Source organism: Anaeromyxobacter sp. Fw109-5, from assembly GCF_000017505.1.
Lineage (GTDB): Bacteria > Myxococcota > Myxococcia > Myxococcales > Anaeromyxobacteraceae > Anaeromyxobacter.
Window position 1 is genome coordinate 183,544 of record NC_009675.1, and the last position, 16,680, is coordinate 200,223.

At 73.9% G+C, this 16,680-nt stretch carries 16 protein-coding genes and 1 pseudogene; 13 read left to right on the forward strand and 4 right to left on the reverse strand.

Annotation, left to right across the window (positions count from 1 at the left end):
* Positions 1-4: 4 nt before the first annotated feature.
* The 5 genes from ANAE109_RS00805 to ahcY all read left to right on the forward strand — a co-directional run bounded on the left by ANAE109_RS00805 (position 5) and on the right by ahcY (position 6,035).
* Entirely contained in the window at positions 5-277 is a 273-nt protein-coding gene (locus tag ANAE109_RS00805; RefSeq protein WP_011984481.1) for an HPr family phosphocarrier protein, read from the forward strand.
* Complete coding sequence (ptsP, locus tag ANAE109_RS00810) at positions 274-2,073, forward strand: phosphoenolpyruvate--protein phosphotransferase (RefSeq protein WP_011984482.1); 1,800 nt, start codon at positions 274-276, stop codon at positions 2,071-2,073. Before ANAE109_RS00805 ends, ptsP begins: the two co-directional genes overlap by 4 nt.
* A 163-nt stretch (positions 2,074-2,236) precedes the next feature.
* A complete protein-coding gene (gene metK, locus ANAE109_RS00815) occupies positions 2,237-3,406 on the forward strand; it encodes a methionine adenosyltransferase (protein WP_011984483.1) in 1,170 nt (389 codons plus the stop codon).
* 129 nt (positions 3,407-3,535) lie between these two features.
* On the forward strand, positions 3,536-4,504 hold the full coding sequence (locus tag ANAE109_RS00820) for a metalloregulator ArsR/SmtB family transcription factor (protein ID WP_011984484.1): 969 nt from the start codon (positions 3,536-3,538) through the stop codon (positions 4,502-4,504).
* Positions 4,505-4,553: 49 nt separating this feature from the next.
* A complete protein-coding gene (gene ahcY / locus ANAE109_RS00825; protein WP_011984485.1) occupies positions 4,554-6,035 on the forward strand; it encodes an adenosylhomocysteinase in 1,482 nt (493 codons plus the stop codon).
* A 51-nt stretch (positions 6,036-6,086) separates the two neighbouring features.
* On the opposite strand, the gene ANAE109_RS00830 is transcribed toward ahcY, so the two are convergent.
* Positions 6,087-6,737, reverse strand: a complete 651-nt coding sequence (locus ANAE109_RS00830) for a hypothetical protein (protein ID WP_011984486.1) — start codon at positions 6,735-6,737, stop codon at positions 6,087-6,089.
* A gap of 126 nt (positions 6,738-6,863) precedes the next feature.
* On the opposite strand from ANAE109_RS00830, the pseudogene ANAE109_RS00835 reads away from it, so the two are divergent.
* The 5 genes and pseudogenes from ANAE109_RS00835 to ANAE109_RS00855 form a co-directional block, all read left to right on the forward strand.
* Positions 6,864-7,737 (forward strand): annotated as a pseudogene (locus ANAE109_RS00835) (undecaprenyl-diphosphate phosphatase); the annotation flags it as partial.
* A 37-nt stretch (positions 7,738-7,774) separates the two neighbouring features.
* On the forward strand, positions 7,775-8,365 hold the full coding sequence (locus ANAE109_RS00840) for a CoA pyrophosphatase (protein ID WP_011984488.1): 591 nt from the start codon (positions 7,775-7,777) through the stop codon (positions 8,363-8,365).
* On the forward strand, positions 8,362-9,453 hold the full coding sequence (locus ANAE109_RS00845) for a mannose-1-phosphate guanylyltransferase (protein ID WP_011984489.1): 1,092 nt from the start codon (positions 8,362-8,364) through the stop codon (positions 9,451-9,453). The genes ANAE109_RS00840 and ANAE109_RS00845 overlap by 4 nt, the downstream gene beginning before the upstream one ends.
* Positions 9,454-9,558: 105 nt before the next feature.
* Complete coding sequence (locus ANAE109_RS00850) at positions 9,559-10,929, forward strand: phosphomannomutase/phosphoglucomutase (protein ID WP_011984490.1); 1,371 nt, start codon at positions 9,559-9,561, stop codon at positions 10,927-10,929.
* A 2-nt stretch (positions 10,930-10,931) separates the two neighbouring features.
* Positions 10,932-11,891: an ROK family protein gene (locus ANAE109_RS00855; protein WP_011984491.1), complete on the forward strand. Its 960-nt coding sequence runs from the start codon at positions 10,932-10,934 to the stop codon at positions 11,889-11,891.
* 2 nt (positions 11,892-11,893) lie between these two features.
* On the opposite strand, the gene ANAE109_RS00860 is transcribed toward ANAE109_RS00855, so the two are convergent.
* Genes ANAE109_RS00860 through ANAE109_RS00870 form a run of 3 tightly spaced genes read right to left on the reverse strand, consistent with a single transcriptional unit; the run spans position 11,894 to position 13,705 of the window.
* A complete protein-coding gene (locus ANAE109_RS00860) occupies positions 11,894-12,655 on the reverse strand; it encodes an energy transducer TonB (RefSeq protein ID WP_011984492.1) in 762 nt (253 codons plus the stop codon).
* A gap of 3 nt (positions 12,656-12,658) precedes the next feature.
* The gene (locus tag ANAE109_RS00865; RefSeq protein ID WP_011984493.1) at positions 12,659-13,072 is read right to left on the reverse strand and encodes a biopolymer transporter ExbD; all 414 of its coding nucleotides are present in this window, start codon (positions 13,070-13,072) and stop codon (positions 12,659-12,661) included.
* A gap of 3 nt (positions 13,073-13,075) precedes the next feature.
* Positions 13,076-13,705, reverse strand: coding sequence for a MotA/TolQ/ExbB proton channel family protein (locus tag ANAE109_RS00870; protein ID WP_011984494.1), 630 nt, complete (start codon positions 13,703-13,705; stop codon positions 13,076-13,078).
* A 251-nt stretch (positions 13,706-13,956) separates the two neighbouring features.
* On the opposite strand from ANAE109_RS00870, the gene ANAE109_RS25170 reads away from it, so the two are divergent.
* From ANAE109_RS25170 to ANAE109_RS00880, 3 genes are all read left to right on the forward strand, one after another.
* Complete coding sequence (locus tag ANAE109_RS25170) at positions 13,957-14,097, forward strand: hypothetical protein (protein ID WP_158305861.1); 141 nt, start codon at positions 13,957-13,959, stop codon at positions 14,095-14,097.
* Between the two features lie 83 nt (positions 14,098-14,180).
* Positions 14,181-15,671 (forward strand): NFACT family protein, encoded by a 1,491-nt coding sequence (locus tag ANAE109_RS00875; RefSeq protein ID WP_011984495.1) that lies wholly within the window; start codon positions 14,181-14,183, stop codon positions 15,669-15,671.
* Positions 15,672-15,805: 134 nt separating this feature from the next.
* Positions 15,806-16,564, forward strand: coding sequence for a hypothetical protein (locus ANAE109_RS00880; protein ID WP_041448028.1), 759 nt, complete (start codon positions 15,806-15,808; stop codon positions 16,562-16,564).
* Positions 16,565-16,680: the final 116 nt, after the last annotated feature.

Sequence of the window (16,680 nt, forward strand, 5' to 3'; positions counted from 1 at the left end):
GGGCATGCCGAGGCACGAGCGCACCTTCGTCATCGTCAACTCGCTCGGGCTGCACGCGCGCGCCGCGGCGCAGCTCGTCCAGACGGCGAACCGCTACCGCGCCGAGATCCACGTCGAGAAGGACGGGATGCAGGTGAACGGCAAGAGCATCATGGGCGTGCTGACGCTCGCGGCGGCCAAGGGCTCCTCCATCATCCTCGTCGTCGACGGCGAGGACGCGGACGCGGCCATGACGGCCCTCGCGAAGGTGATCGAGAGCGGGTTCGGGGAGACATGACGCCGAGCGCCACCTCGATCCTCGTCGGCATCGCCGCGTCGCCCGGCATCGCGATCGGGCGCTGCTGGCCGGTGGATCGGCGCAAGGTCCGCGCGCCGAAGCGCCTGCTCGCGCCGGAGGAGATCGAGAACGAGCTCGCGCGGCTGCGCACCGCGCTGGAGATCTCCGAGCTGCAGCTCGCCGAGGTGCGCGAGAAGGTGGAGCGCGCGCCCGGCACGCAGGGCGGCGCCGAGCACACCGCCATCATCGACATGCACCGGATGATGCTGAAGGACGAGATGCTCGTCCTGGAGGCGCAGCGGCTCATCCGGGAGGAGCGCGTCAACGCCGAGTGGGCGGTGAAGCGCGCGACCCGCAAGATCAAGAGCGCGTTCCACGAGCAGGCGGACGAGTACTTCAAGGAGCGGCGCGCGGACGTGGACTACGTGGGCGAGCGCGTCATCAAGAACCTGCTCGGCCAGGCCCCGGACGTCGAGGAGCCGCCGCCCGAGGGCGCCATCATCGTCGCCCACGACCTCTCGCCCGCCGACACGGCGCTGCTCCTGCACGAGCGCAAGGTGGCGGCCTTCGTGACCGACACCGGCGCGAAGACCTCGCACACCGCCATCGTCGCCCGGGCGCTGGAGGTGCCGGCGGTGGTGGGCGTGGGGCGCATCACCTCGCTCGCGGGGCGGGGCGACTGGATCGCCGTCGACGGCAGCCGCGGCGTGGTGGTGATCAACCCCACGCCGGGGGAGCGGGTCGAGTACGAGGTCGCCCGCGAGCGCTTCCTCGAGGCGGAGCAGGTCCTGCTCCGCACGCGCGACCTCCCCGCCCGCACCCTCGACGACGTCACCGTCCGCCTCGCCGGCAACATCGAGTTCGTCGAGGAGGTGCCGAGCCTCGTCGCGCACGGCGGCGAGGGGGTGGGGCTCTACCGGACCGAGTTCCTGTTCATCGGCCGGACGGAGCTGCCCGGCGAGGGCGAGCAGTACCAGACCTACCGGCGAGTCCTCGAGGCGCTCGCGCCGAAGCCGGTGACCATCCGCACCTTCGACCTCGGCGGCGAGAAGCTGCCCGTCGGCATGCGCCTGCCCGCCGAGAACCCCGCGCTGGGCCTGCGCGCCATCCGCTACTGCCTGCGCCAGCCCGAGATGTTCCGGGCGCAGCTCCGGGCCCTGCTGCGCGCGTCGGTGCACGGCAACCTGCGCATCATGTTCCCCATGATCTCCGGGGTGTCCGAGCTGCGCGCGGCGAAGCGGCTCCTCGCCGAGGTCCGCGAGGAGCTGCGGCGCGAGGGCGCGCCGGTGCGCGAGGAGGTCCCCCTCGGCATCATGATCGAGCTGCCGTCCGCGGCGCTCATCGCGGACCGCCTCGCCGAGGAGAGCGACTTCTTCTCCATCGGCACGAACGACCTCATCCAGTACGCGATCGGGATCGACCGGCAGAACAAGGACGTCGCCTACCTCTACAAGCCGCTCCACCTCGCCGTGCTGCGCATGCTGAAGCTGATCTGCGACGCGGCGCAGGTGAAGGGGATCCCGGTCTCCATGTGCGGGGAGATGGCAGGCGACGTGATGAACACGCTCGTCCTCATCGGCCTGGGGGTCTCGGAGCTCTCCATGAACGGGCCCGCGATCCCGTTCGTGAAGCGGGTGGTGCGGGCGGCCCGGGCCGCGGACGGGCGGGCGCTCGTCGAGCGCATCCTCTCCCTCACCACCGCGGACGACATCGAGCGCGAGGTGCGCACCGAGATGCTCCGTCGCTTCCCGGAGCTGCTCGAGGCGGAGGCCACCTTCGGGCCAGTCTCGGGGTAGCGCCCGCGGACGCCCGCCCGCTCGTCCGGCGCCCGCTCGGGCCCGCGAACCGGGCCTCCGCGAGGCGCGCCGCGCCGCGGGTGGACGGCCCTCCGTCATATTGACAGCTTCCGGCCCCGGCGCGTACCTTCGCCACCCCCCACGCCCGCGGAGAAACCTTCCGATGCCGCACACCGACTACCTGTTCACCTCCGAGTCCGTCACCGAGGGCCATCCCGACAAGATGGCGGACCAGATCTCGGACGCGGTCCTGGACGCGGTGCTCGCGCAGGACAAGAAGGGGCGCGTCGCCTGCGAGACCCTGCTCAAGACCGGGTACGTCATGATCGCGGGCGAGATCACCACCACCGCCCGCATCGAGTACCCGAAGCTCGCGCGCGAGGTCGTGAAGCGCATCGGCTACGTCTCCGGCGACATGGGCTTCGACGGGAACACCTGCGGCGTGCTCGTCGCGGTGGACCAGCAGTCCCCGGACATCGGCCAGGGCGTCGACGTGGGCGGCGCGGGCGACCAGGGCATGATGTTCGGCTACGCCTGCGACGAGACGAACGAGCTCATGCCGGCGCCGATCCAGTACGCCCACGCCGTCACGCGTCAGCTCGCGAAGGCGCGGCGCGGCGGGCTCGACTTCCTGCGCCCCGACGGCAAGAGCCAGGTGACCGTCGAGTACCGCGGCGGCAAGGTGGCGCGCATCGACACGGTGGTCGTCTCCACCCAGCACTCGGAGAGCGTCTCGAACCGCAAGCTCCACGCGGCCCTCCGCGAGGAGGTCATCGCCAAGGCGCTCCCGAAGAAGCTCGTCGACCGGAAGACCAAGGTCTTCATCAACCCCACCGGCCGGTTCGTGATCGGCGGGCCGATGGGCGACACCGGCGTGACCGGCCGCAAGATCATCGTGGACACCTACGGGGGCATGGGGCGCCACGGCGGCGGCGCGTTCAGCGGCAAGGACCCCTCCAAGGTCGATCGCTCCGCCGCGTACATGGGCCGCTACATCGCCAAGAACGTGGTGGCCGCCGGGCTCGCCCGCCGCTGCGAGGTGCAGGTCGCCTACGCCATCGGCGTCGCCGAGCCGGTCTCGGTGATGGTCGAGACGTTCGGCACCGCGGCGGTCCCGGAGGAGCGGATCGCCCAGGCGGTCCGCGAGGTCTTCGGCCTCACGCCCAAGCAGATCATCGAGGGGCTCGACCTGCTGCGGCCCGTCTACGAGAAGACCGCCGCGTACGGCCACTTCGGCCGCACCGAGAAGGAGTTCAGCTGGGAGCGCACCGACAAGAAGGACGCGCTCCGCGACGCGGCGGGCGGCAAGGTCCGCGCGGTCGCGGGCGCCTAGCGGCCCGGCCTCCGCGGCGCACAGGGGCCTGCTCCCTCGCGGGAGCGGGCCCTTCGAGTCTCTGCGGTGGCCCCCGGCCTTGACCGCGGCGAGGGCCCGGTACATATATCCGTCCATCCGGATGGATCGATGACTCAGCCTGCCCCCGCCCGCCCGCACGGTGAGGCCCTCCTCGGCTGGATGGAGGGGCTCGCCGACCCGACCCGGCTCAGGCTGCTGCACGCGCTCGAGCGCAAGGAGCTCTCGGTCCTGGAGCTCTGCGAGGTGCTGGCGCTGCCACAGTCCACCGTCTCGCGCCACCTCAAGGTGCTCGCGGACCAGGGCTGGCTCGCGAGCCGGCGCCAGGGGACGCAGAGCCTGTACGGCTATGCGGACGGGCTCGCGCCGGGCGCTCGGCGCCTGTGGCTGCTCGCCCGCGCCGAGAGCGAGGCCTGGCCGGCGGTGCGGCAGGACGCGGAGCGGCTCCAGGCGGTGCGCGCGCGCCGCGACGGGGCGCAGCGCTTCTTCGCCGGCGCGGCCGGAGCGTGGGATCGCCTGCGCGCGGAGGTGTACGGCTCGTCGGTGGCGCGCGAGGCGCTCCTCGCGCTGCTGCCCTCCTCGTGGACCGTCGCGGACCTCGGCTGCGGCACGGGCGCCCTCTCCGCGGAGCTGGCGCCGCACGTGCGCGAGGTCGTCGCGGTCGATCAGTCCGCGGCGATGCTGCGCGCCGCGCGCCGGCGCTGCGCGGCGCTCCCCAACGTCGAGCTGCACGAGGCCCGGCTCGAGGCGCTGCCCATCGCCGACGGCCGCTGCGACGCGGCGCTGCTCGCGCTCGTGCTCGCCTACCTCGACGAGCCCGCGGCCGCGCTGCGCGAGGCGGCGCGGGTGCTGGCGCCGGGGGGCCGGCTCGTGGTCCTGGACGCGGTCCGCCACTCGGACGAGGCGCTCCGCCGCCGCATGGGCCAGGTCCGGCCGGGCTTCGCGCCGGAGGAGCTCGAGGCGCTCCTCGCCGGCGCCGGCCTCGGCGCCGTGCGGACCCGCGCGCTGCCCCCCGAGCCCGGCGCCAAGGGCCCCGGCCTCGTCGTCGCCACGGCCGAGCGCGCCTCACGGCGGCGCTGACCCCTCCCCGAACGCCCACCACACGACCCACCACGACAAGGAGAGCACCATGGCCGTCCCCGCCGCGAAGAAGAAGCTGCTGAAGCCGCCCGCCGCGCCCGTCGAGCACCGCGTGAAGGACCTCGCGCTCGCCGAGTGGGGCCGCAAGGAGATCGAGCTCGCCGAGAAGGAGATGCCCGGCCTCATGGCGGTGCGCCGCGAGTACGCGCGCAAGAGGCCGCTCGCCGGCCAGCGCATCACCGGCTCGCTGCACATGACCGTCCAGACCGCGGTGCTCATCGAGACGCTCGCGGACCTGGGCGCGGACGTGCGCTGGGCGAGCTGCAACATCTTCTCGACCCAGGACCACGCCGCCGCGGCGGTGGTGGTGGGCCGCGGCGGCACGCCCGACGCGCCGCGCGGCGTGCCGGTGTTCGCCTGGAAGGGCGAGACGCTCGAGGAGTACTGGGACTGCACCGAGCGCGCGCTCGACTTCGGCGGCGGCAAGGGGCCGACGCAGATCGTGGACGACGGCGGCGACGCCACGCTCCTCATCCACAAGGGCTTCGAGTTCGAGAAGGCCGGCAAGGTGCCGCGCGCGGCGAGCGCGGACTCGGAGGAGTACGCGGTCGTGCTGAGGCTCCTCGGCCGCGAGCTGAAGAAGGACCCGCGGCGCTGGACGCGCGTCGCGGAGGACTGCGCGGGCGTCACCGAGGAGACGACCACGGGGGTCCACCGGCTCTACGAGATGCAGAAGGCGGGGACGCTGCTCTTCCCCGCCATCAACGTGAACGACTCGGTGACGAAGTCGAAGTTCGACAACCTCTACGGCTGCCGCCACTCGCTCGTGGACGGGCTCAACCGCGCCACCGACGTGATGCTCGCCGGCAAGCTGTGCGTGGTGTGCGGCTACGGCGACGTGGGCAAGGGCTGCGCGCAGGCGCTCCGCGGCCAGGGCGCGCGGGTGGTGGTGACCGAGATCGATCCCATCAACGCGCTGCAGGCGTCGATGGAGGGCTACCAGGTCGTGCGCGTCGAGGACGTGGTGAAGGAGGCGGACGTGTTCGTCACCGCCACCGGCAACCTCGACGTCATCACCGTCGCGCACATGCAGCAGATGAAGGACTGCGCCATCGTCGGCAACATCGGCCACTTCGACAACGAGATCGACATCGCCGGCCTGAAGAAGGTCCCCGGGCTGGAGAAGGTGAACATCAAGCCGCAGTACGACGCCTTCGTGTTCCCCGACGGCCACCGGGTGCTCGTCCTCGCCGAGGGCCGGCTCCTGAACCTCGGCTGCGCGACCGGGCACCCGTCGTTCGTGATGTCGAACTCGTTCACCAACCAGACGCTCGCGCAGCTCGAGCTCGCGACGAACCGCGCGGCGTACGAGAAGAAGGTCTACGTGCTGCCGAAGCACCTCGACGAGAAGGTCGCGGCGCTCCACCTCGAGCAGATCGGCGCGAAGCTCACGAAGCTCACGAAGAAGCAGGCGGGCTACCTGGGCGTGCCGCCGAACGGGCCGTTCAAGCCCGATCACTACCGGTATTAGAGGCGCGACGGCCCGGGCCGTGGACGGCCCGGGCCGCGCTCGCCGTCTCCATCAGAAGTCCAGCGCGCCCCGCAGCCCGACCTGGACCCAGGTGTGGGTCGCCTCGTCCCACTCCGGGATGTCGGTGTCTCGGCCGCCGATCTCGGCGCTGATCTCGGTGAAGCGGCCCCAGCTGACGCTCGCCCACGGCCCGATCACGATGGGACCCCAGGCGAAGTCGATCCCGCCCTGCGCGCCGACCTCCCACCCCTCGTACGAGAGCTCGAGCGAGTCGGTGTCCACCGCCTCGCTCACGTCTCCGTAGGTCAGCGCCTCGAACCCGCCGAACGCGCCGATCCAGGGTCCGGCGTTCCCGGGCGCGAGCCGGACGTCCACCTGACCCCCCACCGCCCACCCGAAGGGCCCGTCGCAGTCGAGGGAGCTCGCGTCACACGCGTCCTCGACGTTGTCCCCCACCACGCCCGGCGAGAGGCGAGCGTACCCGCCCAGCATGAGCCTGTCCGCGAAGCGCCAGCCGAGGTCCACCTGGAGCGGGATCTGCCCGCGCACCGCGCTGTCGAGGTCCACTCCGTTGCGCAGCTCGCCGAACGGGAACGCCCAGCCCACCCGCGCGCCCACCACGAAGCCGGCCGACGCCGTCACCGGCGCGGCCAGCCCCGCGAGCGCCAGCGCCACCACCACCGCCACCCGTTGCCTGTCCATTGTGCCCTCCCTCGTCCTCCGCATTCCGCTGAGACCAGGCGCGCGCAAGTCATCCGTGTCGCGCTCCCCGGGCGGGAGGGGCCGCGTTGATGATCCGCCGACGGTGGACTAGGGTTCCGTCCGCGCATGAGCCTCCTCGCCGCAGTCTTCCTCGGGGTCCTCCAGGCCGCGACCGAGTTCCTCCCCGTCTCCTCCACCGCCCACCTGCTCGTCTTCGGCGAGCTGCTCGGCCACGACCTCGCCGACCCGCGCTTCCGGGCGTTCGCGACCATCATCCAGACGGGCACCACCCTCGCGGTGCTCGTGTACTTCCGGACGGAGATCCTCTCCCTCCTGGCGGCGGGCCTGCGCTCGCTCGCTCGCCGCCGCCCGCTCGAGACCCCGCAGTCGCGCCTCGCCTGGTTCATCGTGCTCGGCACGGTCCCCGCCGCGGTGCTGGGGAAGCTCTTCGAGGAGCGGATCGAGGCGCTCGGCAACTGGGTCATCGCGGGTTCGCTCGTGGTGCTCGGGCTCGTGCTCCTCGCCGCCGAGCGCTACGCCCGCCACCTGCGCACCGTCGAGGACGTGGGCGCGCGGGACGCGGTGCTCATCGGCCTCGGCCAGGCCCTCGCGCTCGTGCCGGGGAGCTCGCGCTCGGGCACGACCATCACGGCCGGCATGCTGCTCGGCTTCACGCGCGAGGCGGCGGCGCGCTTCAGCTTCCTGCTCTCGGTGCCGATCATCCTCGGCGCCGGAGGCTACAAGCTCTGGAAGACCGTGCCGGTGCTGCGCGGCGAGCCGAGCTGGGCGCTCGCCACGCTCGTCGGGACCGCGGTGTCGGCGGTGGCCGGCTACCTCGTCATCGACTGGCTGCTCGGCTGGCTGCGCACCCGCACGACGCACCTGTTCGTCGTCTGGCGCATCGCGGCCGGCGTGGCCCTCGCGATCCTCATCTGGCAGGGGGTGCTCCCGGCCGGCCACGCCTCCGTGTCCGCGCCCGCCGTCGAGGCGGCGCGCGCCGCGGACCCGGACGCCCCGCTCGGCGCCGCGCTCCGCCGATGAGCCTCGAGGCCCTGCGGACCGCGCTCGCGGCGCACGCGTGGGGCGTCGCGCCGGTCGCCGAGATCCCGCCGGAGCACTTCCCGCTCGGCGGGTTCCTGCGCGCGGCGGTGCTCGTGCCGCTCTACGACGGGCCCGGAGGCACGCACGTGGTCCTCACGCGCCGCACGCGGCACCTCCGCCGCCACGCCGGGCAGATCAGCTTCCCCGGCGGGCGCATCGACCCGGAGGAGGAGCACCTCGCGGCGGCGCTGCGGGAGGCGCGGGAGGAGATCGGGCTCGAGCCGGCGCACGCGGACGTGCTGGGACGGCTCTCCGAGACGCTCGTCCTCACCTCGGCCTTCCGCTTGACGCCCTGGGTCGCCTCGGTGCCATATCCGTACCCCTACGCGGCGGCGGCGCACGAGGTGGCCGAGATCCTCCACGTGCCGCTCGCCTCGCTGCTGGCGCCCGGCGCGCACCGCACCGAGCGCGTCGAGGCCTGGGGGCTGCCCGTGGACGTGCACCACTTCACCTTCGGCGACGAAACGATCTGGGGCGCCACCGCGCGCATCCTGTCGGAGCTGCTGTCCATCTGGAGGACCCTGTGAAGATCCATCCCGTCGTCATGGCCGGCGGCTCCGGCACCCGCTTCTGGCCGCTGTCCCGCAAGGACCGGCCGAAGCAGTTCCTCGCCCTGGCCGGCGGGGCGCCGCTGCTCGCGGCCACGATCGCGCGGCTCCCCCCGCTCGGGAAGGCGGATCGGACCTTCGTGGTGTGCGGGCCCCGCCACGCCGTCGCGGCGCGGCGCATGCTGCCCCAGCTCCCCAAGGAGAACTTCATCGTCGAGCCGTGCGCGCGGAACACGGCCCCCTGCGTCGGCCTCGCCGCGCTCCACGTGGCGGCGCGCGATCCGCAGGGCGTGCTGGCGATGCTCCCCGCCGACCACCACATCGCGAAGCCCGCGGCCTTCCGCGAGGCGCTCGCCGCGGGCGCCCAGCTCGCCGAGCGCGGCGCCGTCGCGACGATCGGCATCCGCCCCTCGCGGCCGGAGACCGGCTACGGCTACCTGAAGGTCGGCCCGCGCCTCGCCGCGCGCAGCGGGAGGGGCAAGGCGCGGCTGCAGGCGTTCAAGGTCGAGCGGTTCGTGGAGAAGCCCGACGCGCGCACCGCGGCGCGCTACCTCGCCGACGGCGGCTACCTCTGGAACTCGGGGATCTTCGTGTTCCGCGCGGACGTGATCCTGGAAGAGATCCGCCGCGCCATGCCCGTGCTGGGCGAGCAGCTCGCCCAGATCGGCGCGGCGCTCGGGACGCCGGCGTACGCCCGCACGCTGCGGCGCGTGTTCCCGGAGTGCCCGTCCATCTCCATCGACTTCGGCGTCATGGAGAAGAGCGACCGCATCGCGGTCGTGCCCGCCGACTTCGGCTGGAGCGACGTGGGGAGCTTCGCCGCGCTGCCCGACGTGCGCGCCACCGATGCGACCGGCAACGTCGCGGAGGGGGACGCCCTCGTCATCGACGGCCGCAACAACGTGGTGATCGCCACCGACGGGCGGCCGGTGGCGGTGGTCGGGATCGACGACGTGGTGGTGGTCGACGCGGGGGACGCGATCCTGGTCTGCCGGCGGGACCGCGCGCAGGACGTGCGCAAGGCGGTGGAGGAGCTCACGCGCCGGGGCCGCGACGAGGTGCTATAGCGCCGCCGGGCGCCCCCTTCGTGCTAGACAGCGCCCGCCCGCCCCGACGTGGACTGCGCGCCGCCGGGCTCGGCACGACATTCTACCCGGAACCCGGAGACCCCCATGGACACGCTCTCGCCCACGATCTTCCGTGAGTACGACATCCGCGGGCTCGTCGATCAGGACCTGACGGAGCACGCGGTCCACCTCGTGGGCAAGGCGCTCGGGACGCGCATCCGCGAGGCGGGCGGGCGCAAGGCGGCCGTCGGCCGCGACGCGCGCCTCTCCGGCGAGCGCTTCCGCGACGCGATGGTCTCGGCGCTCACCTCGACCGGGATCGACGTGCTGGATCTCGGCGTGGTGCCGACCCCGCTCACCTACTTCGCGGCGCACACCGCGGGCGTGGACGGCATCTGCATGATCACCGGCTCCCACAACCCGCCGGAGTACAACGGCCTCAAGGTGGGGCTCGGCGCGGCGACCTTCCACGGCGAGGAGATCCAGGCGCTGCGACGGCTCGCCGAGTCCGGGCGGTTCGCGAGCGGGTCCGGCACGGTGAGCCCGTACGACGTGATCACCCCCTACCGGAAGTACGTCCGGGAGAACCTCCGCCTCGGCGGCCGCAAGCTGAAGGTGGTGGTGGACGCCGGGAACGGGACCGGCGGCGTGATCGCCGTGCCCATCCTCGAGGCGCTCGGGGTCGAGGTGGTGCCGCTGTTCATCGACATGGACGGCCGCTTCCCGAACCACCACCCGGATCCGACCGTGGAGAAGAACCTCGAGCACCTGAAGGCGAAGGTGCTGGAGACGAAGGCGGACCTCGGCATCGCCTACGACGGCGACGCGGATCGCGTGGGCGCGGTGGACGAGCGGGGGCGGGTGCTGTGGGGGGATCAGATCATGATCCTCTTCTCGCGCGCGCTCCTCGCCGAGGAGCCCGGCGCCGCCATCGTCGGCGAGGTGAAGTGCTCGATGTCGCTCTACGACGACATCGCGAAGCGCGGCGGACGCGCCATCATGTGGAAGGCCGGGCACAGCCTCATCAAGGCCAAGATGAAGGAGGAGCGCGCGCTGCTCGCCGGCGAGATGAGCGGGCACATCTTCTTCGCCCACCGCTGGTTCGGGTTCGACGACGGGATCTACTCGTCGGCGCGCCTCGTGGAGCTGCTCTCCCGGACGGACGCGCCGCTCTCGGCCCTGCTCGCCGACGTCCCCCGGACCGAGTCCACGCCGGAGCTGCGGGTCGACTGCCCGGAGGACAAGAAGTTCGAGGTGGTGCGCCGCGCCCAGGAGTTCTTCGCCGCGCGCTACGAGGCGGTGACGGTGGACGGCGTGCGCGTCGTCTTCCCGGACGGCTGGGGGCTCGTGCGGGCCTCGAACACCCAGCCGCTGCTCGTGCTGCGCTTCGAGGCGCGCACGAAGGAGCGGCTCGACGAGATCGAGGCGCTCGTGCGCGGCAAGGTCGCCGAGATCATGCGGGAGGTGGGGGCCTAGCGATGCCGCTCGGGATCGGCGTGGACCTGGGGGGGACGAACGCGCGCGCCGCGGTCGTGGACGCCGACACGGGCGAGATCGTCGCCGCGCACAAGGAGCCGCTGCGGGACCGCACCCCGGCGGGCGTGGTCGAGATCGTGCGCCACGCCATCGGGGAGGCCACCTCCGCGGCGAGCGTGGTCCCGGGTGTCTTCGGGGCGGTGGGGGTGGGCGTCGCAGGGCAGTGCCTGGGGCGCACCGGGGTCGTGCTGAACGCGCCGAACCTGGGGTGGCGCGACATCGCCTTCGGGGAGCTGCTCCGCGACGCGCTCGGCGTGCCCGTGCGGGTCGCGAACGACCTGTCGGTCGCGGCCTGGGGCGAGAAGCGCTTCGGCGCGGCGAAGGGGATCGACGACGTGGTGCTCGTGTTCGTCGGCTCCGGCGTCGGCTCGGGCCTCATCCTGGACGGCCGGCTGTACGACGGCGCGCAGGGCGTCGCGGGGGAGTTCGGCCACGTGAAGGTCACGCCGCTGCGCGCCGAGACGGCGGTGCGTCGCTGCGGCTGCGGTGACTGGGGCTGCCTCGAGGCCTACACCTCGGGGGTGAACGTGGCGACGCGCGTGCGCGAGGAGCTCGCCGCCGGCGCGCGCACCGCCATCTTCGAGCGGGTGGGTGGAGACCTCGCGCGCGTGACCGCGAGCCTGGTGGACGACGCTTACCGGGCGGGCGACGCCTACGCCCGGGCGCTCTGGGCGGAGGTGGGCGAGCTGCTCGGCACCGCCATCGCGAACCTCGTCACCGTGCTCAACCCCGCCCGGCTCATCCTGGGCGGCGGCGTGCTGCTCGGCTGCCCCGCCCTCGGGGAGCTCGTGCGCCGGACCTTCGACGCGAAGGTCTCCAAGTCCGCGGGGAAGGGGCTCAGCATCGAGCACGCGTGGCTGGGAGACGATGCGGGCGTGATCGGCGCCGCCGTGTTGCCCTAGGCTCACGGCAATTCGTAGCGCACCGTGTAGCGGAGCCTCGTCGCGACGCGCTCCTCGCCCCTGCGCGCGGGGTCGAAGCGGCAGTGGCGCTTCACGCCGGCGACGGCGGCCTCTCCGAGGCCGTGGCCGGGCGACTCCACCACCTTCGCGTCCGCGACGCGCCCGGCCTCGTCCACGAGGAGCGTGAGCACCACGCGACCCTCCACTCCGGCGCGGCGAGCCGCCTCCGGGTACTCGGCCTGCGGGATCTCGCAGGAGATCGGGCGGGGCAGCACCGTCACCTGAGCGGGTGACGCGTAGCGCTCGGAGCGATACGGCTGCACGTCCTGCGGGTCGGGCGCGGTGCGCGGCATCTCGCCGTGGAGCGTGTTGCCGGAGGGCGCAGAGAAGGAGCCGCCCTCGGTCGTGGCCGACATGGCCACCCCGACGCGGACCGCCGCGCGCCTCGGCGCGTCCGCGGGCGGCTCGGCGCTGGGCGGCGGCGGGGCGGGATCGGGGCGCGCGGCCCGCGGTGCGAGCGGCGGCGCCTTCACCGGCGCGCGGCGCGGCGCGGGCCCGAGCGGCTCCGGCTCGGGCGCCGGGGTGGGGGCAGGCGCGGGCGCGGGCGCGGGAGGTGGGGGCGGGGGCGGCGCGACGTCGACGACCTCCACGGCGACCTCGTCACCGAGGGCCGGAAGGGGCGGCAGGCGCGCGAGGCCGGCGAGCGCCGCGAGGTGGAGCGCGGCGGAGACGGCGTAGGCGAGCGGCGGCGGGAGGCGCCCCATCCGTCACCGCTCCCGCTCGACGTGGATCGCGAAGCGGGTCACCCCGCCGTCGCGCACGAGGTCGATGGCGCGCACCACCGCCCCGTGCAGCGCACCCTTGTCGGCGGAGATCACGGCGCGGGTGCCGGCGTCCTTGCGCACCGCCTCGCGCGTCCGCGCGACGAGCTCCTGCTCGGTCCGCTCGACGCCGTCCAGGTAGACCTTCCCGTCGCGGGTGAGCACGACCGTGAGGACCGTGCCGGTGGTCTCGCCGCCGTGCGCCGCGCGCGGCAGCTCGACCTCGATGGCCGCCCGGACGATGTAGGTGGCGGTCACCATGAAGATGATGAGCAGCACGAGGACGACGTCGACGAGCGGCGTGACGTTGATGCCGCTGATGAGGTCGTCGTCGTTCTCGCCGCCGGAGAGCCCGGCCATCGCTCACGCCTCCCTGCCGGGGCGCGCCTCGAGGTGCGCGATGGCCGCGTGCCCGAGCGCCGTCGCCCGCTGGGCCGTCCGGCGGAGGCCGCGCTGGAACAGGTTGTAGGCGACCACGGCGGGCAGCGCCACGAACAGCCCGACGGCGGTGGCGACGAGCGCCTCGCTGATGCCCGCCATGACCGTGCCGGCGCCTGCGGCGCCGGGGTTGCGCGAGAGCTCGAAGAAGGCCCGCACGATGCCGAGGACCGTGCCGAACAGGCCGATGAAGGGAGCGTTGTTGCCGAGGGTGCCGAGGAAGGCGAGCCGCTGCTCGTAGTCGATGCGCGAGCGCTCGATCGTCCCGGAGACGACCTCGCGCACCGCGTCGGGGCCCATCGCCGCGTGCGCGACCGCGGCGCGCACCACCTCCGCCTCCATGCCGCGGCGCCCTTCCACCGCGGCGCTCGCGCCCGCGAGGTCCCCGGCGAGGAGCTGCCGCCGCAGCGCGTCCACGTCGCCCGCCCGGCGGGAGAGGAAGAAGGCGACGCGCTCGATCATCACGCCGATGGAGGCGACGGAGAGGGCGATGAGGAGCCAGAGGACCCACTCGGCGCCGAGGTTCGTGAACCCGAGGAGCTGCTTCTGGAGCATGGCGTTCCTTCCTGAAAGGCCTGCGGGACGTAACGATCCGCGCTCCTCGAAGTCAAGGCGAGGGCCGGCGCCGGGGGTGCGAGCGCCGGTCACGTGCCGTGAACCCGTACCCGCCGATCCACGGACCGCGAGGCGACTCGCGCGGGTCGATCGCGCGAGCGTCGCGCGTCGCGCACGGGAATTTCGCGTGACGCTTGCTTGACGTGTGTGATCTCGGCGCGCTAACCTCCGCGCAACTTGTCCATTCTTGAATGTCCAGCGACATCGTGAGTGACATCGAATGGACGTTCCGAGGAGGGAACACGATGCCTGCGAAGAAGACGACGAAGAAGCCGGCCGCGAAGAAGACGACGACGAAGAAGAAGGCGGCGAAGAAGTCCGCCAAGAAGTAGTTGCGTCGGCGCGCTTCGTCGCGCAGCGCCGCGGCCGCCTTCGGGCGGCCGCTGCTTTTTTGGGCACCTAGTAATGTCTCGGCATGTCGCTCGGCGCGGGTGAGATCGAGGCGGTCGTCCGGGAGCTCGCGCCCCTCGTCGGCTCCCGCGTCGACGCGGTGCGGGTCCACGCCGAGCGCGCGCTGACCCTCGAGCTGTTCGGGCGCGCCGGGCCCGTGCTCCTCCTCCTCTCCGCCGAGCCGGACGTCACGCGCCTCCACGTCACGCGCGCCCGCCCGCCGCAGCCCGCCACGCCCTTCCCCTTCCAGGTGCTGCTGCGCCGCGAGATCGAGGGCGCGCGCCTCGCCGCGATCGAGACGCTCCCGGGGGATCGGGTGGTGGCGCTCGCGCTCGAGACGCCGCGCGGCCGCCTGCGGCTCGTCGGGGAGCTGACCGGCCGGCACGGCAACCTGTTCCTGCTGGGCGACGACGGGATCATCCGGGCGAGCGCCGGGCGCAACCTCTCGCAGCGGCGCAAGCTCGTCGCCGGCGAGCCGTACGTCGCGCCCGCGCCCCCGCCTTCGCCCCGCGTCGAGCGGCCGCGCTTCACGGCCGAGCCCTCGGGCCCGTTCCCGCTCTCGGCCGCGGTCGAGGCGCGCTACGCGGCCCTCGTGCAGGAGCGGCTCGTGGCGGAGGGCCGCCGCCGGCTCCGCGAGCCGGTCCGCGCGGGCGTCGCCCGCGCCTCGCGCGCGCTCGAGAAGCTGGCCGACGAGGCGGCGCGCGTGCCGGTCGCCGAGGCCGACCGGCGCGCGGCGGACCTCCTCAAGGCGAACCTCCGCGCGGTGAAGCGCGGGGAGCGCGAGGTGACGCTCACGGAGTGGACGGAGGAGGGGCCGCGCGAGGTGCGCGTCGCCCTCGATCCCGCCCTCGCGCCGCAGGCCAACATGGAGCGGCTCTACCGCCGCTATCGGCGCATCGTGGAGAGCGCGGAGCGCGTGGCCGCGCGGACCGCGGGGGTGCGGGGCCGCGAGGCGGCGCTCCGCTCGCTCCTCGGCGAGATCGACTCGGCGCCGCTCGAGGAGCTCCCCCGCCTCGAGCGCGAGGCGCGCCGGCTCGGGGCGGGCCCCCGGCCGCAGCCGCAGCCGCAGCCGCGCCCCGCCGGGCCCGGCGGCCGCGCGCGGGCGCGCCCGGAGCCGCTCCCCTACCGCGTCTTCCGCTCCGCCGCCGGCGCCGCCATCCTCGTCGGCCGTGGCGCCGCCGAGAACGATCGCCTCACGCTCCGGGTCGCGCGCGGCAACGACCTCTGGCTGCACGCCCGCGGTGTCCCCGGCGCGCACGTGGTGGTGCGGCTCGAGAAGGGCCGCGGCCCCGACCAGGGGACGCTCCTCGACGCCGCCCACCTCGCCCTCCACTTCTCCGACGCGCGCGGCGCCCCGCAGGCGGACGTCGCGTACACACGCGCGAAGTACGTCCGCAAGCCCAAGGGCGCAGGCCCGGGCGCGGTGACGTACAGCCAGGAGAAGGTCCTGCTGCTCCGCACGGAGCCGCAGCGCATCGCGCGGCTGCTGGCGGAGGAGGAGGGCGGCCAGGAGTAGGGAGGGGCAGGCGGCGATCCGACCGCCGCCAGCCCAGCCCCTGCCTTCCCGCCCGCTCTCCACCCGTCCCCCGCGCCGCCCGCGGGGGTGGCCCTTGCTGTGGCGTGCCCCCCTCCGTAGGATCGCGGCCGCCCGTGCCCCGCCCCCCGCAGGCCAACCGCCAGCTCGAGCTCTTCGACGCGCGCCGCGCCTCGCGCGAGGCGCGGCTCTCGGCGGCCAGCCGGCTCGCCGACTCCCTGTCCGGCATCCTCTCCGAGCGCGTGCGCCTCACCGTTCACGACAACCGCTCGACCATGGTGTCGTTCCGCCGCGGCTCGGGCGGGATCCACTACCGGCTCCACCACATGTTCCTCGGCGCCCCCGGGGAGGTGGTGCGGGCGCTCGCCGCCTTCGCCGGCCCCACCCGCGGCGCGTCGGCGCGCCGGCGCGAGGCCGGCTCGCGCATCGACGCCTTCGTCCGGCACAACCGCGCGCGGATCGCGGTCCCGCGCGCCGACCGGCTCCAGCCTCGCGGGCGCGCCCACGACCTGCAGCAGATCTTCGATCGCCTCAACGCGGCCCACTTCGGCGACGCCATCCAGGCGCACATCGGCTGGGGGGCCGTCCGCGGCGGGGCGCGCCGCCGCACCGTGAAGACGGGCGTGTACGTGCAGGACGCGCGCATCATCCGCATCCACCCCACGCTCGATCGACCCGAGGTCCCCGAGTTCTACGTCGCGCTGGTGGTGTTCCACGAGATGCTCCACCAGGCGGTGCCGGCGCGCGAGGTGAACGGGCGCCGCGTGGTGCACGGCGCGGAGTTCCGGCGGCGGGAGCGCGCCTACCCGGACTACGCGCGCGCGAAGGCCTGGGAGGAGGGAAACCTGGGCCTGCTCCTCTCGTCGCCCACGTAAGCGGCGCCGCCGCGCCGCGCGGTCGGCGGCCGCAGATCACTCCGCGCGAACCCCCATCGGGCGCCTCGAGCGCGCCGAAAACAAACCGGCGGGGTCCCCGGGCGTGCGCCATAATC

Coding starts and splice junctions, on each gene's coding strand:
- ANAE109_RS00805 (WP_011984481.1), top strand. CDS start 5: ATGCCGAGGCACGAGCGCACCTTCGTCATCGTCAACTCGCTCGGGCTG.
- ptsP (WP_011984482.1), top strand. CDS start 274: ATGACGCCGAGCGCCACCTCGATCCTCGTCGGCATCGCCGCGTCGCCC.
- metK (WP_011984483.1), top strand. CDS start 2,237: ATGCCGCACACCGACTACCTGTTCACCTCCGAGTCCGTCACCGAGGGC.
- ANAE109_RS00820 (WP_011984484.1), top strand. CDS start 3,536: ATGACTCAGCCTGCCCCCGCCCGCCCGCACGGTGAGGCCCTCCTCGGC.
- ahcY (WP_011984485.1), top strand. CDS start 4,554: ATGGCCGTCCCCGCCGCGAAGAAGAAGCTGCTGAAGCCGCCCGCCGCG.
- ANAE109_RS00830 (WP_011984486.1), bottom strand. CDS start 6,737: ATGGACAGGCAACGGGTGGCGGTGGTGGTGGCGCTGGCGCTCGCGGGG.
- ANAE109_RS00840 (WP_011984488.1), top strand. CDS start 7,775: ATGAGCCTCGAGGCCCTGCGGACCGCGCTCGCGGCGCACGCGTGGGGC.
- ANAE109_RS00850 (WP_011984490.1), top strand. CDS start 9,559: ATGGACACGCTCTCGCCCACGATCTTCCGTGAGTACGACATCCGCGGG.
- ANAE109_RS00855 (WP_011984491.1), top strand. CDS start 10,932: ATGCCGCTCGGGATCGGCGTGGACCTGGGGGGGACGAACGCGCGCGCC.
- ANAE109_RS00860 (WP_011984492.1), bottom strand. CDS start 12,655: ATGGGGCGCCTCCCGCCGCCGCTCGCCTACGCCGTCTCCGCCGCGCTC.
- ANAE109_RS00865 (WP_011984493.1), bottom strand. CDS start 13,072: ATGGCCGGGCTCTCCGGCGGCGAGAACGACGACGACCTCATCAGCGGC.
- ANAE109_RS00870 (WP_011984494.1), bottom strand. CDS start 13,705: ATGCTCCAGAAGCAGCTCCTCGGGTTCACGAACCTCGGCGCCGAGTGG.
- ANAE109_RS25170 (WP_158305861.1), top strand. CDS start 13,957: ATGTCCAGCGACATCGTGAGTGACATCGAATGGACGTTCCGAGGAGGG.
- ANAE109_RS00875 (WP_011984495.1), top strand. CDS start 14,181: ATGTCGCTCGGCGCGGGTGAGATCGAGGCGGTCGTCCGGGAGCTCGCG.